The 23708-nt window shown below is 60.9% G+C and carries 24 protein-coding genes; 14 read left to right on the forward strand and 10 right to left on the reverse strand.

Going from position 1 to position 23708, the window contains the following annotated elements; genetic code table 11:
* Positions 1-65: 65 nt before the first annotated feature.
* Positions 66-3530, forward strand: a complete 3465-nt coding sequence (gene pyc, locus ACQZ5H_RS20400) for a pyruvate carboxylase (protein WP_449098886.1) — start codon at positions 66-68, stop codon at positions 3528-3530.
* Between the two features lie 54 nt (positions 3531-3584).
* On the opposite strand, the gene ACQZ5H_RS20405 is transcribed toward pyc, so the two are convergent.
* The 3 genes from ACQZ5H_RS20405 to ACQZ5H_RS20415 form a co-directional block, all read right to left on the reverse strand.
* Positions 3585-4346 (reverse strand): amino acid ABC transporter ATP-binding protein, encoded by a 762-nt coding sequence (locus ACQZ5H_RS20405; protein ID WP_203429947.1) that lies wholly within the window; start codon positions 4344-4346, stop codon positions 3585-3587.
* Positions 4343-5023, reverse strand: a complete 681-nt coding sequence (locus ACQZ5H_RS20410) for an amino acid ABC transporter permease (RefSeq protein WP_199627960.1) — start codon at positions 5021-5023, stop codon at positions 4343-4345. Before ACQZ5H_RS20410 ends, ACQZ5H_RS20405 begins: the two co-directional genes overlap by 4 nt.
* A 210-nt stretch (positions 5024-5233) precedes the next feature.
* Complete coding sequence (locus ACQZ5H_RS20415; protein WP_449098887.1) at positions 5234-6004, reverse strand: amino acid ABC transporter substrate-binding protein; 771 nt, start codon at positions 6002-6004, stop codon at positions 5234-5236.
* Between the two features lie 248 nt (positions 6005-6252).
* Between ACQZ5H_RS20415 and ACQZ5H_RS20420 the strand changes: the two genes are divergently transcribed.
* The 3 genes from ACQZ5H_RS20420 to ispG all read left to right on the forward strand — a co-directional run bounded on the left by ACQZ5H_RS20420 (position 6253) and on the right by ispG (position 9618).
* The gene (locus tag ACQZ5H_RS20420; RefSeq protein WP_449098975.1) at positions 6253-7026 is read left to right on the forward strand and encodes a DeoR/GlpR family DNA-binding transcription regulator; all 774 of its coding nucleotides are present in this window, start codon (positions 6253-6255) and stop codon (positions 7024-7026) included.
* A gap of 50 nt (positions 7027-7076) precedes the next feature.
* Positions 7077-8270: an MFS transporter gene (locus ACQZ5H_RS20425; RefSeq protein WP_449098888.1), complete on the forward strand. Its 1194-nt coding sequence runs from the start codon at positions 7077-7079 to the stop codon at positions 8268-8270.
* A 97-nt stretch (positions 8271-8367) separates the two neighbouring features.
* Positions 8368-9618, forward strand: coding sequence for a flavodoxin-dependent (E)-4-hydroxy-3-methylbut-2-enyl-diphosphate synthase (ispG, locus tag ACQZ5H_RS20430; RefSeq protein ID WP_449098889.1), 1251 nt, complete (start codon positions 8368-8370; stop codon positions 9616-9618).
* 3 nt (positions 9619-9621) lie between these two features.
* Here the strand turns inward: ispG and ACQZ5H_RS20435 are convergent, their stop codons facing one another.
* Positions 9622-10260, reverse strand: a complete 639-nt coding sequence (locus ACQZ5H_RS20435) for a LysE family translocator (protein ID WP_449098890.1) — start codon at positions 10258-10260, stop codon at positions 9622-9624.
* Between the two features lie 152 nt (positions 10261-10412).
* Positions 10413-11327 (reverse strand): polyprenyl synthetase family protein, encoded by a 915-nt coding sequence (locus tag ACQZ5H_RS20440; RefSeq protein WP_449098891.1) that lies wholly within the window; start codon positions 11325-11327, stop codon positions 10413-10415.
* 133 nt (positions 11328-11460) lie between these two features.
* Between ACQZ5H_RS20440 and mtgA the strand changes: the two genes are divergently transcribed.
* The 4 genes from mtgA (at position 11461) to ACQZ5H_RS20460 (ending at position 13825) form a co-directional block, all read left to right on the forward strand.
* Positions 11461-12207, forward strand: a complete 747-nt coding sequence (mtgA, locus tag ACQZ5H_RS20445) for a monofunctional biosynthetic peptidoglycan transglycosylase (RefSeq protein WP_199627954.1) — start codon at positions 11461-11463, stop codon at positions 12205-12207.
* Positions 12208-12282: 75 nt separating this feature from the next.
* Positions 12283-12930, forward strand: coding sequence for a glutathione S-transferase family protein (locus ACQZ5H_RS20450; RefSeq protein ID WP_449098892.1), 648 nt, complete (start codon positions 12283-12285; stop codon positions 12928-12930).
* A gap of 155 nt (positions 12931-13085) precedes the next feature.
* Positions 13086-13271, forward strand: coding sequence for a 50S ribosomal protein L32 (gene rpmF, locus ACQZ5H_RS20455; protein WP_003543812.1), 186 nt, complete (start codon positions 13086-13088; stop codon positions 13269-13271).
* Between the two features lie 146 nt (positions 13272-13417).
* Positions 13418-13825, forward strand: coding sequence for a hypothetical protein (locus ACQZ5H_RS20460; protein WP_449098893.1), 408 nt, complete (start codon positions 13418-13420; stop codon positions 13823-13825).
* Positions 13826-13835: 10 nt separating this feature from the next.
* Here the strand turns inward: ACQZ5H_RS20460 and phaR are convergent, their stop codons facing one another.
* Positions 13836-14408, reverse strand: a complete 573-nt coding sequence (gene phaR, locus ACQZ5H_RS20465) for a polyhydroxyalkanoate synthesis repressor PhaR (RefSeq protein WP_112718235.1) — start codon at positions 14406-14408, stop codon at positions 13836-13838.
* A 240-nt stretch (positions 14409-14648) separates the two neighbouring features.
* Here phaR and ACQZ5H_RS20470 point away from each other — a divergent pair, with 240 nt between their 5' ends.
* Positions 14649-15830: an acetyl-CoA C-acetyltransferase gene (locus ACQZ5H_RS20470; protein ID WP_130283106.1), complete on the forward strand. Its 1182-nt coding sequence runs from the start codon at positions 14649-14651 to the stop codon at positions 15828-15830.
* A 62-nt stretch (positions 15831-15892) separates the two neighbouring features.
* A complete protein-coding gene (gene phbB, locus ACQZ5H_RS20475; RefSeq protein WP_112718239.1) occupies positions 15893-16618 on the forward strand; it encodes a beta-ketoacyl-ACP reductase in 726 nt (241 codons plus the stop codon).
* Between the two features lie 3 nt (positions 16619-16621).
* Here phbB and ACQZ5H_RS20480 read toward each other — a convergent pair whose 3' ends face one another.
* The 4 genes from ACQZ5H_RS20480 to ACQZ5H_RS20495 form a co-directional block, all read right to left on the reverse strand.
* The gene (locus tag ACQZ5H_RS20480; RefSeq protein ID WP_413710525.1) at positions 16622-16753 is read right to left on the reverse strand and encodes a hypothetical protein; all 132 of its coding nucleotides are present in this window, start codon (positions 16751-16753) and stop codon (positions 16622-16624) included.
* A 69-nt stretch (positions 16754-16822) separates the two neighbouring features.
* On the reverse strand, positions 16823-16966 hold the full coding sequence (locus tag ACQZ5H_RS20485; protein WP_449098894.1) for a hypothetical protein: 144 nt from the start codon (positions 16964-16966) through the stop codon (positions 16823-16825).
* A 163-nt stretch (positions 16967-17129) separates the two neighbouring features.
* The gene (locus tag ACQZ5H_RS20490) at positions 17130-17432 is read right to left on the reverse strand and encodes a YMGG-like glycine zipper-containing protein (protein WP_112718241.1); all 303 of its coding nucleotides are present in this window, start codon (positions 17430-17432) and stop codon (positions 17130-17132) included.
* Positions 17433-17460: 28 nt separating this feature from the next.
* Positions 17461-17616, reverse strand: coding sequence for a DUF3309 family protein (locus tag ACQZ5H_RS20495; RefSeq protein ID WP_112718243.1), 156 nt, complete (start codon positions 17614-17616; stop codon positions 17461-17463).
* Positions 17617-18348: 732 nt separating this feature from the next.
* Here ACQZ5H_RS20495 and ACQZ5H_RS20500 point away from each other — a divergent pair.
* The 4 genes from ACQZ5H_RS20500 to ACQZ5H_RS20515 all read left to right on the forward strand — a co-directional run bounded on the left by ACQZ5H_RS20500 (position 18349) and on the right by ACQZ5H_RS20515 (position 23342).
* Positions 18349-21432 (forward strand): helicase-related protein, encoded by a 3084-nt coding sequence (locus ACQZ5H_RS20500; protein ID WP_449098895.1) that lies wholly within the window; start codon positions 18349-18351, stop codon positions 21430-21432.
* Between the two features lie 3 nt (positions 21433-21435).
* Entirely contained in the window at positions 21436-21840 is a 405-nt protein-coding gene (locus ACQZ5H_RS20505; protein WP_449098896.1) for an RNA-binding S4 domain-containing protein, read from the forward strand.
* 193 nt (positions 21841-22033) lie between these two features.
* Positions 22034-22372, forward strand: coding sequence for a ferredoxin FdxA (gene fdxA, locus ACQZ5H_RS20510; protein WP_112718251.1), 339 nt, complete (start codon positions 22034-22036; stop codon positions 22370-22372).
* Positions 22373-22769: 397 nt separating this feature from the next.
* Positions 22770-23342 (forward strand): CarD family transcriptional regulator, encoded by a 573-nt coding sequence (locus ACQZ5H_RS20515; protein ID WP_112718253.1) that lies wholly within the window; start codon positions 22770-22772, stop codon positions 23340-23342.
* The last annotated feature ends 366 nt before the right edge of the window (positions 23343-23708 follow it).

Below are 23708 nucleotides of genomic sequence, written 5' to 3' on the forward strand. Positions count from 1 at the left end.
AGCACGTTAAGAATTCTCTTCGCGGGTGCAGCATTGCCCGCGTCCCGTGCTTTGAGGAGAGTGCATTGCCCATATCCAAGATTCTTGTCGCCAACCGCTCCGAAATTGCCATCCGCGTGTTCCGCGCGGCCAACGAGCTCGGGATAAAAACGGTCGCGATATGGGCAGAGGAAGACAAACTCGCGCTGCACCGCTTCAAGGCGGACGAAAGCTACCAGGTCGGCCGCGGGCCGCATCTTGAGCGTGATCTCGGTCCGATCGAAAGCTACCTGTCGATCGACGAAGTGATCCGCGTTGCCAAGCTGTCCGGCGCCGATGCGATCCATCCGGGCTACGGCCTGCTGTCGGAGAGCCCCGAATTCGTCGATGCCTGCAACAAGGCGGGCATCACCTTCATCGGTCCGCGGGCCGATACGATGCGCCAGCTCGGCAACAAGGTTGCAGCGCGCAATCTGGCGATCTCCGTCGGTGTGCCGGTTGTTCCGGCAACCGAGCCGCTTCCCGACGACATGAAGGAAGTTGCCCGCATGGCCGAGGAGATCGGCTATCCGGTGATGCTGAAGGCATCCTGGGGCGGCGGTGGCCGCGGTATGCGCGCGATCCGCGATCCGAAGGATCTCGCCCGCGAAGTGACCGAAGCCAAGCGCGAAGCGATGGCCGCCTTCGGCAAGGACGAGGTCTATCTCGAGAAGCTCGTCGAACGCGCCCGCCACGTCGAAAGCCAGATTCTTGGCGATACGCATGGCAATGTCGTGCATCTCTTCGAGCGCGACTGCTCCATCCAGCGCCGTAACCAGAAGGTCGTCGAGCGCGCGCCGGCACCTTATCTCAGCGAAGCGCAGCGCCAGGAGCTCGCCGCCTACTCGCTGAAGATCGCCGAGGCGACCAACTATGTCGGCGCCGGCACCGTCGAATATCTGATGGATGCCGATACCGGCAAATTCTACTTCATCGAAGTCAATCCGCGCATCCAGGTCGAGCACACCGTCACCGAAGTCGTCACCGGCATCGATATCGTCAAGGCGCAGATCCACATCCTCGACGGCTTTGCGATCGGCACGCCTGAGTCCGGCGTGCCCAAGCAGGCCGATATCCGCCTCAACGGTCACGCGCTGCAGTGCCGCATCACCACCGAGGATCCGGAGCATAACTTCATTCCGGACTATGGACGTATCACCGCCTACCGCTCGGCATCGGGCTTCGGCATCCGCCTCGATGGCGGCACGTCCTATTCGGGCGCGATCATCACCCGCTATTACGATCCGCTGCTCGTCAAGGTAACGGCCTGGGCGCCGAACCCGTCGGAAGCGATCTCGCGCATGGACCGCGCGCTGCGCGAATTCCGTATCCGCGGCGTCGCCACCAACCTGACCTTCCTGGAAGCGATCATCACGCATCCGAAGTTCCGCGATAACAGCTACACGACGCGATTCATCGACTCGACGCCGGAGCTTTTCCAGCAGGTGAAACGCCAGGACCGCGCCACCAAGCTTCTGACCTATCTCGCCGATGTCACTGTCAACGGCCATCCGGAAGCCAAGGACCGGCCGAAGCCGTCTGCCGATATCGCAGAGCCGGTCGTTCCCTATATCGAAGGCGGCAAGGTGCCGGATGGCACCAAGCAGCTGCTCGACAAGCTGGGCCCGAAGAAGTTCGGCGAATGGATGCGCAACGAGAAGCGCGTGCTGATGACCGACACGACGATGCGTGACGGCCACCAGTCGCTGCTGGCAACGCGCATGCGCACCTATGACATTGCCCGGATCGCCAGCACCTATGCCCAGGCGCTGCCGAACCTCTTGTCGCTGGAATGCTGGGGTGGCGCGACCTTCGACGTCTCCATGCGCTTCCTGACGGAGGATCCCTGGGAGCGTCTGTCGCAGGTGCGCGAAGCCGCGCCGAACCTGCTTCTGCAGATGCTGCTGCGCGGCGCCAACGGCGTCGGCTACAAGAATTACCCTGACAATGTCGTCAAATACTTCGTCCGTCAGGCGGCTGCCGGCGGTATTGACCTCTTCCGCGTTTTCGACTGCCTGAACTGGGTCGAGAACATGCGCGTCTCGATGGATGCGGTCGCCGAAGAGAACAAGCTTTGCGAAGCGGCGATCTGCTACACCGGCGACATCCTGAACTCGGCGCGCCCGAAATACGATCTGAAGTATTACACGGATCTCGCCGTGCAGCTGGAAAAGGCCGGTGCGCATATCATCGCGCTGAAGGATATGGCGGGCCTCCTGAAGCCGGCCGCTGCCAAGGTTCTGTTCAAGGCGCTGCGCGAAGCGACCAGCCTGCCGATCCACTTCCACACGCATGATACGTCGGGTATCGCGGCTGCGACCGTTCTTGCGGCTGTCGATGCCGGCGTCGATGCTGTCGATGCGGCGATGGATGCGCTGTCGGGCAATACCTCGCAGCCCTGCCTCGGCTCGATCGTCGAAGCGCTGCGCGGCTCCGAGCGCGATCCGGGCCTCGACCCGGAATGGATCCGCCGCATCTCCTTCTATTGGGAAGCGGTGCGCCACCAGTACGCGGCCTTCGAGAGCGATCTCAAGGGTCCGGCATCCGAAGTCTATCTGCACGAGATGCCCGGCGGCCAGTTTACCAACCTCAAGGAACAGGCCCGCTCGCTCGGTCTTGAGACCCGCTGGCACAAGGTGGCGCAGGCCTATGCCGATGCCAACCAGATGTTCGGCGATATCGTCAAGGTGACGCCGTCCTCCAAGGTCGTCGGCGACATGGCGCTGATGATGGTGAGCCAGGACCTGACGGTCGCCGATGTCATCAATCCGGACAAGGAAGTCTCCTTCCCGGAATCGGTCGTTTCGATGCTGAAGGGCGACCTCGGTCAGCCGCCGTCGGGCTGGCCGGAAGCGCTGCAGAAGAAGGCGCTGAAGGGCGATGCACCCTATACGGTGCGCCCGGGCTCGCTGCTTGAAGACGCCGATCTCGATGCCGAGCGCAAGGCGATCGAAACCAAGCTGGAGCGCGAGGTCACCGACTTCGAATTCGCTTCCTACCTGATGTATCCGAAGGTCTTCACCGACTTCGCCTTTGCATCGGATACCTACGGCCCGGTCTCGGTTCTGCCGACGCCTGCCTATTTCTACGGTCTGGCCGATGGCGAGGAGCTGTTTGCCGATATCGAAAAGGGCAAGACGCTTGTCATCGTCAATCAGGCGATGAGCGGTACCGACAGCCAGGGCATGGTCACCGTGTTCTTCGAGCTGAATGGCCAGCCGCGCCGCATCAAGGTGCCGGATCGCGCCCATGGCGCATCGGGTGCCGCCGCCCGCCGCAAGGCGGAGCCGGGCAACGCCGCGCATGTCGGCGCGCCGATGCCGGGTGTCATCTCCCGCGTCTTCGTCTCGCCCGGCCAGGCGATCAATGCCGGCGACGTCCTCGTCTCGATCGAGGCGATGAAGATGGAAACGGCGATCCACGCCGAGAAGGACGGCACGATTGCCGAAGTGCTCGTCAAGGCCGGCGATCAGATCGATGCCAAGGACCTGTTGGTCACCTACTCGGCCTAAAGATTTGAGGGGCGGGCCTCAGGCCCGCCCTTTTCATTTGAAGAGTGCGGCCGCCTAGATATCGTAGGTATGGGCGGCGTTGATCGTCGAGATGAAGCGCTTGGTGCGCTCGCGTTCTGGTGCCGTGAAGATCGATCTGGCGCTGCCGGTCTCGACCACGCTTCCGGCTTCCAGGAAGACGACGTTGTTGGCGATCTTCGAGGCAAGGCGCAGGTCATGCGTTGCCATCACCATCGTCGTGCCTTCGCTGGCGAGCTTGCCGAGAACGTCGACGACTTCGGCAGACAGTTCCGGATCGAGCGCCGAGGTCGGCTCGTCGCAGAGCAGGACGCGAGGCGAAGGGGCGAGGGCGCGGGCAATGGCGACGCGCTGCTGCTGGCCGCCCGAGAGCGTTGCCGGCCAGGCGTCGGCCTTATGCGCCATGCCGACCTTGGTGAGCAGCTCCATGGCGCGTTCGCGGGACTTTTCCTTCGGCCAGCGCAGAACCGTGACGAGGCCTTCCATGACGTTTTCGATCGCGGTCTGATGCGGGAAGAGCTGGAAGTTCTGGAAGACCATGCCAGTCTGGCGGCGGATGCGCTGGATGGCCTGCCAGCCGGTCTTCTTGCCCGGCGCGAAGTCGAGCTTCTCGTCGCCGATACGGATTGCGCCCGCAGTCGGGATCTCAAGCAGGTTGATGCAGCGCAGCAGGGTGCTCTTGCCGCCGCCGGAAGGGCCGACGAGCGCGGTGACGCTACCTTCGGGAATGCTGATGCTGATATCCTTGAGGATGACGGCGTCGCCGAAGCGCTTTTCGATGTTGGAGAGCTCGATCACGAATTTGCCTCCAGCGTGCCGCCATAGCGGGCGAAGCGGCGTTCAAGCCTGACCTGCAGTGCCGAAAGCACCGAACTCAGGACGAGATAGATGAGAGCCGCCTCGATATAGAGGATCAGCGGTTCATAGGTCGTGGCGACGATGCGCTGGGCGGCCTGGAAGAGCTCGGGCACGGTAATCGCCGCTGCGAGCGAGGTATCCTTGACCAGCGAGATGAAGGTGTTCGACAGCGGCGGCACCGCGACGCGGGCAGCCTGCGGCAGGATGGTGCGGGTCATCGCCTGGCGCCAGTTCATGCCGATCGAATAGGCTGCTTCCCACTGGCCTTTCGGGACCGATGAGATGACGGCGCGGATGATTTCGGAGCTGTAGGCGCCGATATTCAGCGTGAAGCCGATCAGAGCTGCCGGGAATGCATCGAGGAGAATGCCGATGCTCGGAAGGCCGTAGAAAATGACGAAGAGCTGGACGAGCAGCGGCGTGCCGCGAATGATCCAGACATAGAAGCGGGCGATCGCCCTGAATGGCGCCGGGCCGAACAGCCGGGCAACGGCGGTCAGCAACCCGAGGGCAAGCCCGAAGACAAAGGAAAGAAGCGTCAGCGGAATGGTGAACTTGATGCCGCCCCACAGGAGCGTCGGCAGCGATTCCACCATCAATTGGAGCCAGTGCGGCACGGGTATTCCCTCTCACGGGTTATGCGTTGACGTGGAATACCCCTCCCCAACCCCTCCCCACAAGGGGGAGGAGCTCGGAGGAAGCGCCGTTCAGGCATAAATCCACCCTATCCGCCTTGGCCTTGGTGCTCGTTTCGAGAAGCGGCCAATAAAAAGCCCCTCCTGCTTGTGGGGGAGGGGCTGGGGAAGGGTCTGCTCTAGTAGCCAGACTTACTTGGAAACGTCCTGACCGAAATACTTGTCGGCGATCTTCTTGTAGGTACCGTCGGCCTTGATATCGACCAGGGCCTTGTTGATCGCTTCAAGCAGTTCCGGCTCACCCTTGCGGATGATGATGCCGGAGTAGTCGGCATTTTCCTGCTGGGCTACGATCTTCACCGGAGCGTCAGGCTTGTGCTTCTTGAAGTCGAGGAAGGAGAGGCTGTCGTTGACGGTCGCGTCGGCGCGCTTGGTCAGAACGAGCTGGATCGACTGGTCGAAACCGTCGGTACCGACGAGTTCTGCGCCGGCCTGTTCAGCAAGCTTGCCGAAGTTGCTGGTCAGCGACTGTGCGGACTTCTTGCCCTTGAGGTCGGCGAAGGACTTGATGCTGTCGTCGTCCGAGCGGGCGATCAGCACGGCCTTGGATGCGATGTAGGGCTCGGAGAAGTCGTACTTCTGCTTGCGGGCGTCGGTGATGCCGACCTGGTTGATGACGGTGTCGTAGCGGTTGGCATCGAGACCGGCGATCAGGCCGTCCCACTTGCCTTCGACGAACTCGGCCTTGACGCCGAGCTTTGTAGCGACGGCTTCGCCGATTTCGACGTCGAAGCCGACGAGCTTGTTGCTGTCGTCATGGTAGGTGAAGGGCGCGTAGGTGCCTTCCGTGCCGATCTTCAGGACGCCAGCCGACTTGATGGCGGCGAGGTTTTCGCCAGCGTGAGCTGCGAAGGCTGCTGCGGAGATCAGGGCTGCGGCGGCAATGGTCTTCAGGATTTTCATTTTTCTGTTCCGTAAAGGGAGGAAATTCAATGCTGCATAGATCGCAGAAAATAGGGCGTGGCGAAGCGTAGAAAACTGCAAAGAAAATCGGCAACTGCGAATATTTTTCTCATTTGCCGCGTTTTTGGCGCGGCTTGTTTCAGAGCGTCAATAAACGTGTGCCGGCCGCGCTATTGCACGCCTGCGATTATATGTTTATGCACGTTTCTATCTGTTTGTGCCGATTCTTGTCTGGAGCAAGGATGAACGTGAACGAAATGTTGCTGCGCGAGCGGCAGGGACTGATTTCGGTGAAGCTGGAGACGCATGGGCGCGTGCTGGCGGCGGAACTTGCGAGCGAATTCGGCGTCTCCGAAGATACGATCCGCCGGGATTTGCGCGAGATGGCAGCAGCCGGGCTTTGCGAGCGCGTCTATGGTGGCGCCCTGCCAGTTTCGCCGGCGGGCGGCAGCCTGAAGCAGCGGATGAGCGTTGCTTTCGAGCGCAAGCAATCGCTGGCGCAGGCCGCAGTGTCGCAGATCAAAGCGGGATCGACCGTGTTCTTCGATGCCGGCAGCACCAACTTGGCGATCGCCAATGCGCTTTCGCAGGACATGGCTCTGACCGCGGCGACCAATGCCCCGGCGATTGCCGCGGCTCTGCTCGACAAGGCCGGTGTCAACGTCATCCTGATCGGCGGCCAGATCGACCGCCAGGTCGGCGGGGCGCTTGGCGCCAAGGCGCTGCGCGACATGGAGCAGTTGTCACCCGATCTCTGCGTGCTCGGCGCCTGCGGCGTCGATCTGGAAGCCGGTGTCACAACCTTCGGATTCGAGGATGCCGAGTTCAAGCGGTTTGCGGCTTCGAAGAGCCGCCGGGTTCTGGTGGCGGCGACATCGGAGAAATTCGGCACCGCTGCGCCTCACAGCGTTCTGCCGGTCGCTCACTGCGAATGCCTTGTCGTCGAGCATGATGCCGACGAGACCCTGCTTGCCGCCTATCGCGAGCGGGGGTGCCGGACCGTGCAGGCGGCGGCGAACTGAATATGGAACGGCCTGCTGGCATGCAGGCGGTAATGGGATGAGACGGGATAATGGATAATCAACTACATGCCGCTGCTCAGGCGCAGCGCGGTTTCTTCCCGAAGAGCCGGATCGCGGTTTCGCTGCTGTTTCTCATGAACGGCTTTCTGGTCGGCTGCTGGGCGCCGAAGATTCCGGAATTTGCGGAACGGCTTGCGATCACCAAGTTCGAGCTTGGGCTGATGATTCTGGTCTTCGGTCTGGGATCGCTGACGATGATGCCGATCGCGGGGGCGAAGATCGCCAAGCATGGTTCGCGCGTCGTGACACTGGCGATGGCCGTTTGCCTGCTGCCGATCCTGCTCGCCCTGACGGTGGCGCCGAATGTCATCACCGGCGGTATCGCGCTCTTCCTGTTCGGCGGCTTCGTCGGCGCCATGGACGTCGCGATGAATGCCAATGCGGTTGCTGTCGAGAAGTCGATGCGCCGGGCGATCATGTCGTCCTGCCATGCTTTCTGGAGCCTCGGTGGCCTGATCGGCTCGGGGCTTGGCGGTCTCTTGATCTCCAAGATCGGCGTGCTCGGCCATGCGGGTCTTGCGACCGTGCTTGCCATCGCTTTCCTCTCGGTAGCCTGGCCGATGGTGCTTTCCGATCCGCCGCATCCGGATGAGAAAAAGGAAAAGACCCGTCTGCCGATGGTGCCGCTGCCCTGGCTGCTCGGCCTGATGGCGCTGTTCTCGATGGTTCCGGAAGGTGCGGTTCTCGATTGGGGCGCGCTCTACCTGCGCCAGGAAATGGGTGCTTCCGTCGCGCTCTCCGGCTTCGGCTTTGCCGCCTTCTCGCTGACCATGGCCGCCATGCGCTTTGCCGGTGATATGGTGCGCGACCGTTTCGGTGGTGTGAAGACGCTGCGGGTCTGCACGCTGTTTGCGATCACGGGCATGCTGATTGCCGGTTTTGCGCCGAGCGCCGAGCTCGCTATTGTCGGCTTCGCCTTCTGCGGCATCGGCATTTCCAACATGGTGCCGATCGCCTTCTCGGCGGCCGGCAACGTGCCGGGGCTGAAGCCGGGGATCGGCATCTCCGTCGTCACCACCATGGGCTATTCGGGCATGCTGGTGGCGCCCTCGGCTATCGGCTTCGTTGCCGAGCATGTCGGCTTCTCGACGGTGTTCCTGGCGCTGCCAGTGCTGCTCGTCGTCGTGCTGATCTTTTCGAAACTGGCACGCTATGCCGACGGTGCTTCGGGTGGCGGCCACTGAGGCCGCCAAGCAAAAGTGAAGCGCGGGGCGGTTGACAAGGCGGCGGGCATGATCCACCTGAAAGGCACGATTTCCAAAGGGTTCAAGAGCTCTATCCATGTCTTCAGCTACGGATTTTGATCCGAAACCGCGCCGCGCCTCGGTTGCCGTCAATGTCGGCGGCGTCATTGTCGGGGGCGGCGCGCCCGTCGTCGTCCAGTCGATGACCAACACCGATACCGCCGATATCGATGCGACGGTCGCCCAGGTTGCCGCGCTCTTCAAGGCCGGTTCGGAAATGGTGCGCATCACCGTTGATCGCGACGAGAGCGCCGCTGCCGTTCCGAAGATCCGCGAGCGCCTGCTGCGGCTCGGCATGGACGTGCCGCTGATCGGCGACTTCCACTATATCGGTCACAAGCTGCTTGCCGATCATCCTGCCTGTGCCGAGGCGCTGGCGAAATACCGCATCAATCCGGGCAATGTCGGCTTCAAGGACAAGAAGGACAAGCAGTTCGCCGAGATCATCGAGATGGCGATCCGCTACGACAAGCCGGTTCGCATCGGCGTCAACTGGGGTTCGCTCGATCAGGATCTGCTGACGGCGCTGATGGACCAGAATGCCGAGGCGGGTTCGCCGCTTTCTGCCCGCCAGGTCACCCGCGAGGCGATCGTTCAATCAGCGCTGATCTCCGCCAATCTCGCCGAAGAGATCGGCCTGCCGCGTAACCGCATCATCCTGTCCGCCAAGGTCAGCCAGGTTCAGGACCTGATCGCTGTCTATTCGATGCTGTCGGAGCGCTCCGATCATGCGCTTCATCTCGGCCTCACCGAGGCGGGCATGGGCTCGAAGGGCATCGTCGCCTCGTCGGCGGCCATGGGCTATGTGCTGCAGCACGGTATCGGCGATACGATCCGCGTGTCGCTGACGCCGGAGCCGAATGGCGACCGGACGCGCGAAGTGCAGGTGGCACAAGAGCTCCTGCAGGTCATGGGCTTCCGGCAGTTCATTCCTGTCGTTGCTGCCTGCCCCGGCTGCGGCCGCACGACGTCGACGGTCTTCCAGGAACTGGCGCAGAACATCCAGAACGACATCCGCAAGAACATGCCGGTCTGGCGTGAGAAATATCCGGGAGTCGAGGCACTGAACGTCGCGGTCATGGGCTGTATCGTCAACGGTCCGGGCGAGAGCAAGCATGCCGATATCGGCATCTCGCTGCCCGGCACCGGCGAAACGCCGGCCGCCCCTGTCTTCATCGATGGCCAGAAGGCGCTGACGCTGCGCGGTCCGAACATCGCTGCGGATTTCGAGGCGCTGGTGACCGATTACATCGAGAAGCGTTTCGGCCAGAAGACGGCCGCCGAATAGCCGCTAGATGCGGCTGGTCAGCAGCTTAAGCCCCGCGAAGCAATAGAAGGCGGACATTGCGCCTTCTATCCAGCGGCGGAGGCTGTTGTAGATCCTGAGCGCGTGCGGCGTCGAAAACAGCACCGCATACCCCATGAAGATCGCAAAGCCCGTCGTCAGGCAGATGGCGACGATGAGCACGGCCACCGAGCCCGGTGCGCCCTGCGGCATGCCGAGCGCGATGATGGCGAGCCAGGCAAAGATCGCCTTCGGATTGGTGACGTGGATACCGTAACCCTTCAGCAGCAGGGCACGCGTCGAAAGCGGCTGCACATCCTTCGCCTGCGCAAGCTCGTTGCCTGCACGCATCGCCTTGAACGCCCTGTAGGCGAGATAGAGCAGATAGAGCCCGCCGAAGACCTTCAGGATCTCCAGAGCGATCGCGTAAGTATGCAGCAACGTCGCGAGGCCAAGCGCTGCAGCGCAGGCCCAGGTAAACGACCCCCCAAAAATCCCCACACCGATCGTCATCCCCGCCTTACGACCCTGCGTCATCGACGTCGCGACGATCGCCAGGATGGCGGGGCCGGGGCTGATGACCGCAATCACATAGGCGATGTAGGCGGGCATGATGGACGGGAGATAGGATAGCGTGTCGTGCATGGGGGCTGCTCTTTGGCGGGAAAGCCTGAACCTGTCAGAGTTTTTGTCTGCTGTCACGCCGTCTCGAGATCATTCTCGGCGAGAGCCTCATCGGCCGCCGAAAGGTAGGCGACACGGCAGAGGTAGGCGCCGGACCTGCCGGGCGCACTCCATTAGCTCTTGCGGTTGGCGACGAAGCGCGCGGTGGCGGACAGCGTCGCTGCGGCGTCGCCGTAGGGCTCGAGCAGCGCCGTCGCGTCTTCGACGTGGCGGCGCAGTTCCGTTTCGGCCCATTCGATGCCGTTGAGGGCGACCAGCGTGCCCTTGCCGCGGCCGGCGTCCTTGCCTGTCGCCTTGCCCATGGTCTCGGCATCAGAGGTGATGTCGAGCAGGTCGTCGGCAAGCTGGAACGCCAGGCCGATCTTCTCGCCGAATGCTCGCAGACGCGTGCGGTCTTCCTCGCTCGCGCCGGCAACGATGGCACCGGCTTCGCAAGCGAAGCGAATGAGTGCGCCGGTTTTCATAGCCTGCAATGTAATGATGCCGGAGGCATTGGGTGCTGCCTTTTCGGCGGCGAGATCCAGCGCCTGGCCGCCGGCCATGCCGCCCAGACCCGCGCCCCGGGCGAGCGCCAGGATCAGCGCGGTCTTTCGGGCGTCCGGCAGGGCGGTTTCAGGTGCGGCGATGATGTCGAAGGCGTAGGTCAGCAGGCTGTCGCCGGCAAGGATCGCCGTGGCCTCGTCAAAGGCGATATGGACGGTGGGCTTGCCGCGGCGCAGATCATCGTCGTCCATGGCAGGCAGGTCGTCATGGACCAGCGAATAGCAGTGCACGCATTCCAGTGCGGCGCCGACGCGCAGCGCCGCCTGGCGGTCGCCGCCGAGAAGCAATGCGCTCTCAACGACTAGAAAAGGCCGCAGGCGCTTGCCGCCGTTGAGCACGGCGTAATGCATGGCCGAGCGCAGGCTTTCGGGCCTGGCGATCTCGTCGGCCAGAACCGGCTTCGCAAGCAGCGCCTCGAGCAACGCTTCGATCTCTCGGGCGTTGATTTTCAACCGTTCGTCAAATGCAGCGGGGCTCTGGCTCATGGCCGCTGTTTGGCATGAGCAAAGCCCGAGGCGCAACGGAATTGTAGATGACACGTCCAAGATTCCTTTGTGCTCTGGCCTTGGCCCTGCGCAAACGGTAAGGAGAACCAAGGGAACAGGTCTGGGCCAAACGTTGGACATCGCGCCGGAGAGAGAGGAAAGCATCGCCATGCCGGCTCATCGGCGGATGTATGCGTGGCTGCGCGGCCGCTCCTTGCTGGCGCGCATCGTGCTTGGCATCTTGGCGCTCTGCGTGCTGCCCTATGCGCTGATCTTTCTCTATCTCATTCCTTTCATCCATCCGGTCTCGACGCTGATGCTGCGCGATCTCGTGCTGTTGCGCGGCTATGATCGGCAATGGGTGTCGCTGGACGATATCTCGCCGGCGCTGGTGCAGTCGGTGATGATGTCGGAAGACGGGCAATATTGCTTTCACGGCGGGGTCGACTGGGGTGAAATGCGAATGCTGATCGAGGATACGCTCGACGGTGCCTCGACACGCGGCGGCAGCACGATCCCGATGCAGACGGCGAAGAACCTGTTTCTCTGGAATAGCCGTTCCTTCGTGCGCAAGGGGCTGGAACTTCCTCTGGCGGTTGCCTCGGATTTCGTCTGGACCAAGCGGCGGCTGATGGAGATCTATCTCAACATCGCCGAATGGGGCCCGGGCATCTACGGCATCGAGGCGGCGGCGCGCTATCACTTCAAGGTTCCGGCTTCCAAGCTGTCGCGACGCCAGGCGGCGTTGCTCGCCGTTTCACTGCCGAACCCGATCGACCGCAATGCCGGCAAGCCCGGCCGCGGCTTGCGGCGGCTGGCAGCGGTGATCGAGCGCCGCGCGCAGGGCGCCGGCGACTACATCAAATGCATTTATGATTGAGCCCTGAACAATTCATTGGTGAGCTAAGCCCGCGGCCGGTAGAGAGAAGGCCCCACACAGCGGATGGATCGGACCATGGACAAGCTCACCCTCTATATCGGCAACAAGAACTATTCGTCCTGGTCGCTGCGGCCATGGATCGCCATGGAGGCGACCGGCATTCCCTTCGAGGAAGTCGTCGTGCCCTTCGATTTCGAGGCCGGCAATCCGCGCTTCAGGGAATTCTCGCCGACCGGCCGCGTGCCGGTGCTGCATCATGGCAGCGTCCGCGTCTGGGAATCGCTGTCGATCATCGAATATGTCGCCGAGCTCCATCCTGAAGCCGGTCTGTGGCCGAAGGACCGGGCAAGGCGGGCGGTCGCGCGCTCGGTATCGATGGAGATGCTCTCCGGCTTCCGCGCGATCCGCAATGCCTGCCCGATGAATATCCGCCGTCCGAAGGGCAAGATCGCGCTTGCGGATGGCGTCATGGCCGACGTCGTGCGCATCGAGACGATCTTCCGCGACTTGCGGGAGCAATCCGGCGGCCCCTTCCTGTTCGGCGGCTTTTCGGCTGCCGATGCGATGTTTGCGCCCGTCATCAATCGCTTCGATGTTTATGACCTCGTGACATCGAGCGAGACGCTGAGCTATATGGCCGCGGTGAAGGCGCATCCGGGCTGGGTGAAGTGGGAGGAGGCTGCTCGCGCCGAGCCCTGGATCGTCCCTCACGACGAGGTTTGAGACCGGAATCAAAGGATTCTCAAAAAATGCGTTTGGGGACTGGTCAAGGCCATCCAAGGCATGTATAAGCGCGCAAAATTTCCGAAATCGCGACATGTCCGTTTCGGCCGCCAGTCTGGCCGGGAATGTGTTGCCTGTGAAGTGGAGTACGAGAAATGGCTGTACCGAAGAGAAAAACGAGCCCGTCCAAGCGCGGTATGCGCCGTTCTGCAGACGCACTGAAGGCTCCGACCTACGTTGAAGACAAGAACTCCGGCGAACTGCGCCGTCCGCACCATATCGATCTGAAGACCGGTATGTATCGCGGCCGTCAGGTTCTGACGCCGAAGGAAAGCGCATAAGCTTTCCTGCTTCTGGTTTTCCCAGATCGAAGAGACCGGCCGCGCGCCGGTCTTTTTGCGTTTGCGCATGATTATATTCGCAAATGTCTTGAAGTGGCACGGTCATCTACGGCAGTATTCTACCGATCGAGGGAGAATAGACCGACATGCTCGCTGCAATGCCGCTGATGATCATTCCTTTTATTCTTTACAATATAGCAATGCTCGGACTGATGGGAAGCGGCGGCATACCCGCGCTTCAGCATGACATCATCGTTCTCTCGATGATTTCAGGAGCGATCTGGAGCATGGCGCTCGGCGATCTCTTCATCGTCGTGGCGCTCGTCATTCTCTTCGTCGAGATATTGAAGGCGACCCGCAATGGCTCGGGCAGCCTGGTCAATCACATGCTGTCGATGCTGGTGTTCATTGCCTTCCTGGTCGAGTTTCTTCTCGTCCAGGATGCAGCAACGCAGGTCTTCTTCATTCTGATGACGGTGGCGTTGATCGATGTGATCGGCGGCTTCGCCGTGTCTATCCGGACGGCGGGCCGCGATGTTTCGATCGGTCTCTAGGGCCTAGAGCTCAGAGATTGTCGAGCTTGTTCTGAAGCGCGCGCAGCTGTTCCTTCAGCTCGTCGATATCCTTGGCTTCGGCCTTCTTCGTCTCCTTGGCGGGAGGCGTCATGAAGGGCGAGAACATCTGCATTGCCTGCTGGAACATCTCGGTATTGCGGCGAACCTGATCCTCGACCATCTGCATCGGAAGCTGCAGGTTCTTGCCGAGCGGCGTTTCGCCGAAGGCGCGTGTCACCTGCTCGCGCATCTGCGACTGCTGCTCGGTGAAAGCCTTCATCGAGTGCTCGAGAAAGCTCGGAACGACCATCTGCATCTGGTCGCCGTAGTAAGTGATCAGCTGGCGGAGGAAGGAGATCGGCAACAGCGTGTTGCCGGTCTTCGATTCCTGTTCGAAAATAATCTGGGTCAATACCGAGTGGGTGATGTCATCGCCGGTCTTGGCATCCTGGACCGTGAAGTCCTCGCCCTTCTTCACCATCTCTGCCAGGTCTTCCAGCGTCACATAGGTGCTGGTGCCCGTATTGTAGAGTCGGCGGTTGGCGTATTTCTTGATGACTATCTGACCCTCATTCTTCGCCATATCAGTCTCCTGAACCCCGTCTGATTATGTGGAATTTCCTCCAATATCGAATGTAGACGCAAAAGAACGCCGGTGACAATCTCTTTGTGCGATGCGGCAACCCCTTTTATTAGCGGCATAATTCCGCTCTTCGTAAGTGCGGCCTAAAATTGCTCTGTGACAGTCTTGCCGTTTGACTCGGGCTAAAAGCTTTGCCAGTTTCGCCTTATATAGAGTGGTGAAAAAGCGAGGAGGCTTCCCATGAGCAACACATCCATCGTCATCGCCAGCGCGGCCCGTACAGCGGTCGGCTCGTTTAACGGCGCATTCGCCACTGTCCCCGCGCATGAACTCGGAGCGACCGCGATCAAGGGCGCGCTGGAGCGCGCCGGCGTCGATGGTGCCGAAGTCGACGAGGTCATTCTTGGCCAGGTGCTGCAGGCAGGCGAAGGGCAGAACCCGGCGCGCCAGGCAGCCATGAAGGCAGGCGTTCCCAAGGAAGCGACGGCCTGGGCCGTCAACCAGCTCTGCGGCTCGGGCCTGCGCGCCGTCGCGCTCGGCATGCAGCAGATCGCGCTTGGCGATGCCAAGATCATCGTGGCTGGCGGTCAGGAATCGATGTCCATGGCGCCGCATGCCGCGCATCTGCGCGGTGGCACGAAGATGGGCGACATGAAGATGATCGACACGATGATCAAGGACGGCCTGACCGACGCTTTCTACGGCTACCACATGGGGATTACCGCCGAAAATATCGCTCGCCAGTGGCAGCTTTCGCGTGACGATCAGGACCAGTTTGCCGTGTCCTCGCAGAACAAGGCGGAAGCAGCGCAGAAGGCCGGCCGCTTCAAGGATGAGATCGTGCCCTTCACCATTCAGGGCCGCAAGGGCGATACGATCGTCGATGCCGACGAATATATCCGCCACGGTGCAACGATGGAGGCGATGGGCAAGCTGCGCCCGGCCTTCGACAAGGACGGTTCGGTAACCGCAGGCAATGCCTCGGGCCTGAACGATGGTGCAGCCGCTGCCGTGCTGATGAGCGAAGCGGAGGCTTCGCGCCGCGGCATCCAGCCGCTCGTGCGTATCGTTTCCTGGGCAACGGCCGGCGTCGATCCGCAGGTCATGGGCACAGGCCCGATCCCGGCATCGCGCAAGGCGCTGGAGAAAGCCGGCTGGTCGGTCGGCGATCTCGATCTCGTCGAGGCCAACGAGGCCTTCGCGGCGCAGGCCTGCGCCGTGAACAAGGATCTCGGCTGGGATCCGGCGATCGTCAATGTCAATGGCGGCGCAATCGCCATCGGTCATCCGATCGGCGCGTCCGGCGCGCGCGTTCTCAACACGCTGGTTTTCGAAATGAAGCGCCGCGGCGCCAAGAAAGGTCTGGCAACACTCTGCATCGGCGGCGGCATGGGCGTCGCGATGTGCCTCGAAGCACTTTAAATAGCATGCGATCCATGCCTTAATGGCTTGCGATTGAAAGTGAAAACAAAGGGGAGCGAAGCATGAGCAGAGTGGCTTTGGTCACCGGTGGCACACGTGGCATCGGTGCAGCGATTTCGATGGCGCTCAAGAACGCCGGCTACAAGGTGGCGGCGAACTATGCCGGTAACGACGAGAAGGCGCAGGCCTTCCACGGTGTAACAGGCGTTCCCGTCTTCAAGTGGGATGTTTCGGACTATGTTGCTTGCGGCGAAGGCATTGCCAAGGTGGAGGCGGAGCTCGGCCCGGTCGAGGTTCTCGTCAACAACGCCGGCATTACCCGCGACGCGATGTTTCACAAGATGACCCCGCAGCAGTGGCACGAGGTCATCAACACCAATCTCACCGGCCTCTTCAACATGACACATCATGTCTGGGGCGGCATGCGCGACCGCAGTTTCGGCCGCGTCGTCAACATTTCCTCGATCAACGGCCAGAAGGGCCAGATGGGGCAGGCGAATTATTCGGCCGCCAAGGCTGGCGATCTCGGCTTCACCAAGGCGCTGGCTCAGGAAGGTGCTGCGAAGAACATCACCGTCAACGCCATCTGCCCCGGTTACATCGGCACGGAAATGGTGCTCGCAGTGCCGGAGAAGGTTCTGAACGAGCGGATCATTCCGCAGATCCCGGTGGGCCGCCTTGGCGAGCCCGAAGAGATCGCGCGCTGCGTGGTGTTCCTGGCATCTGATGATGCGGGCTTCATCACCGGCTCGACCCTGACCGCGAATGGCGGCCAGTTCTTCGTCTGACGGCTAGCTGCCGCTGCGGTGATGGCCGTGGCTGCCGTAGTTGTTCGGAAAGTTGCCGGCGTCATAGGGATTGGCGCTGGCGCTGAAGGTTGCGACGGCAACGATTGCCGCGGCGATGACGATAATCTTGCGCATGGATAAATCTCCATTGTTCCCCGCCTCATTGGGCTGGGGTGTGAGGTCTTGCGAGTTGTTGAGCTCTGATCAGCGGGACGACGGGTGACGCTTCGCCTTGACTGGGACTTTCTGCATGGCAGCGCCACGATCACGGATGGCGGCGAGCGCTGTTGCCAAAGAGATTGCTGCGATCAGGGTGACGGCAGCGGAAGACAGAATGAGCTGAGCCATCGGACATTCCTTTCTGGCCGGAAAAAGCCGGCTCGTTGATAGGAATGTGGGGAGTGTCTTGGCGGTTCGCCAGATCGGCTTTGGGAACCGAGCGTCAACGCGGCGTTGACGAGGAGCACAAATAAAAACGGGCGCCGAAGCGCCCGTTGGCCTTATTCCGATCTTAACGGCAGCGTGCCCGGTAGGGGCCACGAGAATCGCGGTACCAGCAAAGACCGTTACCTGCGTACTGGCCTTGGTAATAGCGGCCAGCATAGCGACCATTGCGCTGATCGACAGAGTTGCCGACTGCAGCACCAACCAGGCCGCCTGCAACGGCGCCGACGGCTGCGCCGCCCCAGCTGTTGGAAACCGCACCGCCAATAAGGGCGCCAGAGCCAGCGCCGATGGCGGTGCCCTGCTCAGTTGCCGTGCACGATGCGAGCGCACCTACGAGTGCTGCAACGAGAACAACTTTCTTCATCATGACTTACAACTCCCCAGTTACATGGCCTTTAGATGCGGCCCATCAGGACAAGGATAATGATAATAACGAGAACTAGCCCTAAACCGCCAGAAGGTCCATAGCCCCAGCCGCGGCTATAACCCCAATTCGGCAGTGCGCCGATCAAAAGCAGAATAAGGATAATGAGAAGTATCGTGCTAAGCATGTTTTCCGGTCCTTCAACTCACGCCGAGTTTCGAATGGACAATAAACACGCGTCCCGGGTTTTTGTTCCCGGCTAAACTTATTTATGTACGTGAACGGATTTCGCCTTATTTGCGATTGCAGATTTTATATTGAACGAAAAGATAATAACGCGGAAGCTAGGAAAAAGTTCCGTGCCTCGCTCTGTTTTTTAACAGGCAGTAAAATTGCGCCGGAAAACGTTAATGCGATCGGCCGCTACGAAAAAATATTTACGCGAGGCTTTCCGCATATAGTCGCTTGCCGCATCCGGCATCAACATCTAGCGGCGAACAAAGCACGAAACCTCGGAGGTCGGTGATTCGTCTGTGATTCGTTCCGGCTTTGGCCCGAAGGTTAATTTTCGCGGATTTTGCAAATTTCTTTGTCGGGCAATTGACAGGCGATTCTCCGTTAATGGGCCGTGGGCCCGGGTCAAAGTGCCTCCTGAACCGCCGGATTCAGCATCTAGTGGGAAAAACTGATTCAAAACCAATACTTAGCCGTGAACAAAAGCTGAATCAGCGCGAGTCAGCGATTCGTCGCCGATTCGTTCTCAAGCTGTTCCGAATCTAAAAACAGAGGCTTAGCGGCGGTCCTTGAATCAAAATAGCAGCGCATATCGGCGGCCCGGCTCTTGCGTTTGCTGGCCCGCCTGTCCATGTGTTGTCTGCCGACTTGACCCTGAGGCTCCCCCGCCTCACTTGCATGGACCATGACACAGAATTCGCAGCCCATGATCCTGAGCGGACGCGGCGTTACCGCGGTGCTCGGACCGACCAATACAGGCAAGACGCATTATGCCATCGAGCGCATGGTCGCGCACGGCACCGGTGTGATCGGTCTGCCGCTGCGCCTCCTGGCGCGCGAGGTCTATACGCGGCTGGTTGAAAAGGTCGGTGCGCATAATGTTGCGCTGGTGACAGGCGAAGAGAAGATTTCGCCGCCGAATGCCCGCTTCTCCGTCTGCACCGTCGAGGCGATGCCGCGGGAGACCAAGGCCGCCTTCGTCGCGATCGACGAAGTTCAGCTCGCCGGCGATCTCGAACGCGGGCATATCTTTACCGACCGCATCCTGCATCTCCGCGGCCGCGACGAGACGCTGCTTCTCGGCGCCGGGACGATCCGTCCGATCCTGCAGCAACTGTTGCCGGGGATCACCGTCGTCGAGCGGCCTCGCCTGTCGCAACTCCTCTACGCCGGGCAGAAGAAGATTACCCGGCTGCCGCAGCGCTCGGCCATCGTCGCCTTCTCGGCTGACGAGGTCTATGCGATCGCCGAACTGATCCGCCGTCAGCGCGGTGGTGCTGCAGTCGTTCTCGGGGCGCTCAGCCCGCGCACCCGCAATGCCCAGGTGGCGCTCTATCAGGCGGGCGACGTTGAATATCTGGTGGCGACCGATGCGATTGGCATGGGTCTGAACCTCGATGTCGATCATGTCGCCTTTGCGCAGGACCGGAAATTCGACGGCTACCAGTTCCGCAATCTCAATCCGGCCGAGCTCGGCCAGATCGCCGGCCGCGCCGGCCGCCATGTCCGGGATGGCACCTTCGGGGTCACCGGTCAGGTCGCGCCGTTTGACGATGAGCTGGTGCAGAGGATCGAGTCGCACGAGTTCGACAACGTCAAGGTTCTGCAGTGGCGGACCAAGGAACTGGATTTCACATCGATACAATCGCTGCGGGCAAGTCTCGAAAAACCGCCGAGCGTCCAGGGTCTGACACGGGCGCTGCCGGCTGTCGATCAGCAGGCGTTGGAGCATCTTTCACGATATCCGGAAATTATTGACCTTGCGACAAAGCCCGAAAGGGTTGAAAAGCTCTGGGAGGCTTGTGCGCTGCCCGATTACCGGCGCATTGCACCGGCCCAGCATGCCGATCTGATCTCGACGCTCTTTTCCGATCTTGTGCGCTATGGCACGGTTAACGAGGATTTCCTCGCGGAGCAGGTGCACCGTGCGGACCGCACGGACGGTGAAATCGACACGCTTTCGGCGCGAATCGCGCAGATAAGAACCTGGACCTACGTGTCGAACCGGCCCGGCTGGCTTGCCGATCCGACACACTGGCAGGAAAAGACGCGGGAAATCGAAGATCGATTGTCCGATGCGTTACATGAAAGGTTGACGAAACGCTTTGTTGATCGCAGGACATCTGTGCTCATGAAGCGCCTGAGAGAGAATGCGATGCTGGAAGCTGAAATCAGTGTGAATGGTGATGTCTTTGTGGAGGGGCATCATGTGGGTCAGTTGAGCGGATTCCGCTTTACGCCCGTCGGTGGGACGGATGGACCGGACGCCAAGGCCGTACAGGCTGCTTCACAGAAGGCGCTTGCTCTGGAATTCGAAGCGCGCGCAGCGCGCATGCATGCCGCTGGCAATGGCGATCTGGCGATCAGCGCCGATGGCCTGATCCGCTGGCTCGGCGATCCCGTTGCCCGGCTGTCCGGCAGCGACCATGTGATGCGTCCGCGGGTGATCCTGCTTGCCGACGAGCAGCTGACCGGCAATGCGCGCGATCACGTCGCCGCCCGCGTCGAGCGCTTCGTCAATCATCACATCAGCACGGTTTTGAAGCCGCTCGACGATCTGTCGCGCGCCGAAGACCTGCAGGGTCTTGCCAAGGGTCTGGCGTTCCAGCTCGTCGAAAATCTCGGCGTTCTGTTCCGCCGCGACGTTGCCGACGACGTCAAGTCGCTGGATCAGGATGGCCGTGCCTCGATGCGCCGCTATGGCGTGCGTTTCGGCGCTTATCACATCTTCGTCCCGGCACTCCTGAAGCCGGCTCCGGCCGAGCTCATCACGTTGCTCTGGGCACTCAAGAACGACGGCCTCGACAAGCCGGGTTACGGCGACCTCATTCCGGTGCTTGCCGCCGGACGCACGTCTGTCGTCACCGATCCGAGCTTCGAGCGCACTTTCTACAAGCTTGCCGGTTTCCGGTTCCTCGGAAAGCGCGCCGTCCGTATCGACATCCTCGAGCGGCTTGCCGACATCATCCGTCCGCTGCTGCAGTGGAAGCCGGGTCAGGCAAACCGTCCCGAAGGCGCTTATGACGGCCGCCGTTTCACGACGACGACTGCGATGCTGTCGATCCTCGGTGCGACGCTTGAAGACATGGAAGAGATCCTCAAGGGTCTCGGCTATCGCGCCGACGCCGTGAAGGCTGAGGAAGCGGCTGCTCATCTGGCTGTGCAGGACGCTTCGGCGGCACCTGCTGCAGCCGCCGAGCCGGCAGCAGAAGATGCTTCCGAGAAGGCCGATCACGACGACGCCGACCAGGCTGACGAAGCAACGGCTGAAACGCCGGCTGCCGAAGCGGCACCGGTCACGGTCGAGGCCGCTGCCGAGGCTGCTCCGGCCGCCGCAGACGGCGAACCCACCGAGCCGAAGCCGGTTCTCCTGTGGCGCCTTGGCGGCCGCAACGACAACCAGCGTCAGGCCCGCAATCATGGCGGCGAACGCCGTGGCGGTGGCAACAACGAGCGTCCGCAGGGCAACCGCCGTCATGGTGGTGGCGAAGGCGGCGAGAACCGTGAAGGCCGCGACAACCGCGACGGCAACCGCCAGCAGCGTGGCCGCGACGGCGGTAAGCCGCATCAGGGCCGTGGCGACCGCAACGACCAGCGTGGCGATCGTCAGGACCGTGGTGACCGCAAAGATCGCAACGACCGTAACAACAACCGCGGCGGCGCCCAGCCGCTGCGCTTCGAGGCCAAGCCGCCGCGCAAGGAAAAGCCGATCGATCCGGATTCACCTTTCGCAAAGCTCGCTGCCTTGAAGGAGCAGATGAAGAAGTAACCGATGGGCGGGGAGACACAGCCAGCAAGCGGTTCGCGTCAGCGTCTCGATAAATGGCTGTTCTTCACGCGCATGGTGAAATCCCGCTCCCTGGCGCAAAGCCATATCCAATCGGGACACGTTCGCATCAATGGCGAACGTGTTTCCCAGCCCAGCCAGACCGTGAAAATCGGCGACCGTATCGAGCTGCAGCTCGAGCGGCGTGACGTCGTCCTATTGGTCAAGCAGCCCGGCGAGCGGCGTGGCCCGTTTGAGGAAGCGAAGCTGCTTTACGAAGACCTGACGCCGCCTGCGGATGAGACCAAACGCCTCACCCCTTACGAGCAGGCGATCCGCGCAGCGGGCGCAGGGCGGCCCACGAAGAAAGAGCGCCGTGCAATCGACAAGCTCCAGTCGGGCGAGGATTAGAAAACTCTATCCAAACCGGCCGCTTTTGAAGATCGATTATCCTTGAAATCGGCCTGTAAAGCCGGTACGTCACATCAACTCGCCGGATAGCGTTCTAGCCTCCCAAGCCAGTACACGCTGCCCCTCCGGCTCAGGGAAAGACGCGACGTTCCAGGTTGGTCTGCCCCGCTCGCGTGAAATCCTGGAGTTCTTCATGACCTATGTCGTGACCGACAATTGCATTCGCTGCAAATATACCGACTGCGTGGAAGTCTGCCCGGTCGATTGCTTCTATGAGGGCGAGAATTTCCTCGTCATCCACCCTGATGAATGCATCGATTGCGGCGTTTGCGAGCCGGAATGTCCTGCCGAGGCGATCAAGCCGGATACCGAGCCGGGTCTCGACAAGTGGCTCAAGATCAACGCCGAATATGCCAGCATCTGGCCCAACATCACCGTCAAGAAGGACTCGATGCCCGAGGCCAAGGAGATGGATGGCGAGACCGGCAAATTCGAGAAGTACTTCTCCGAAAAGCCCGGCTCAGGCGACTGAGGCCAAGCTGCTGAAATCCGCTTGAAATCGGGTTCAGATGGCGCTTAAACGTTTCAAGTGATGCTTCTCTAATATGTGAGCCATGTGTTGCCCGCATGACTCACACGCACCAAATTATTGATTTCCTCATATTTTTGTGATAGGTTCTGAACACTGACCCATTTGAGGCACGAAGCGTGCCCAAAACCATCACGAAAGCAAATAAAATCCGTACGCGGTTCCCGTGACATATCAACATCTTGAGCTGTCCGATCGTTGATCGCGCGCATGAATTTCTTTTGCTTCTGTCTGGTGGGACCAGAGTGAAGTCACCCGACGGTAATCAACCGTCTCATCCGGGCCTGACTGACCCGGCTCCGGCCGCCGCCGGAAGCGTAACAGGGAGTTTTTGATTAGAATGACGACCCAGCAGAAAAAACCTTCAGCAGCTCGCCACGGCTTCAAGACCGGTGAATCGATCGTCTACCCCGCTCATGGGGTCGGTACCATCAGCGCTATCGAAGAGCAAGAAGTTGCCGGCATGAAGCTTGAACTTTTCGTAATCGATTTCGAAAAGGACAAGATGCGCCTGAAGGTTCCGGTCGCAAAAGCGATGAGCATCGGCATGCGCAAGCTGTCGGAGACCGATTTCGTTGAGCGTGCGCTCAAGGTTGTCCAGGGCAAGGCACGCGTCAAGCGCACCATGTGGTCGCGCCGTGCGCAGGAATACGATGCCAAGATCAATTCGGGCGACCTGATTTCGATCGCGGAAGTCGTACGCGACCTCTACCGCGCCGAAAACCAGCCGGAGCAGTCCTATTCCGAGCGTCAGCTCTATGAAGCTGCCCTCGACCGCATGGCCCGTGAAATCGCCGCCGTCAACAAAATGTCGGAAACCGAAGCCGTCCGCCTCGTCGAGACCAACCTGAACAAGGGTCCGAAGCGCGGCAAGGCCATCGAAGAAGACGACTCTCAGGACGAAGCCGCATAATAGCGCTTTGTTTTTCCTTGCAAAAAACCCGGCCTTCGAGCCGGGTTTTTTATTGGAACTTTTTCCGTGCTGACGCGTTTAAACCTCGTAAGTGCGGACAAAAGCTAGGTGAACCCACCGATCGTCCGCTGTTGTAAACGTTCGATGAGGAGTGGGTCATGACTTCCACATATTGCCAGAGCGGCAACGTGAAGAAACAGATCCTGCTTTACCGTCTGACCGGTACTTGATGAAGAGATAGGGCCTCGTCCTGAAAAGTCCAGGAGCGGGGCCTTTTGCATTCGAGAGCTGAATTTGATCCGGACGGCGACGTTCCGGAAACGAACCTTCATTGTTTTGTTTTGGGCGCGAGGCCTGATTTTAGGA

The sequence above is a fragment of the Rhizobium sp. 21-4511-3d genome (assembly GCF_053522545.1).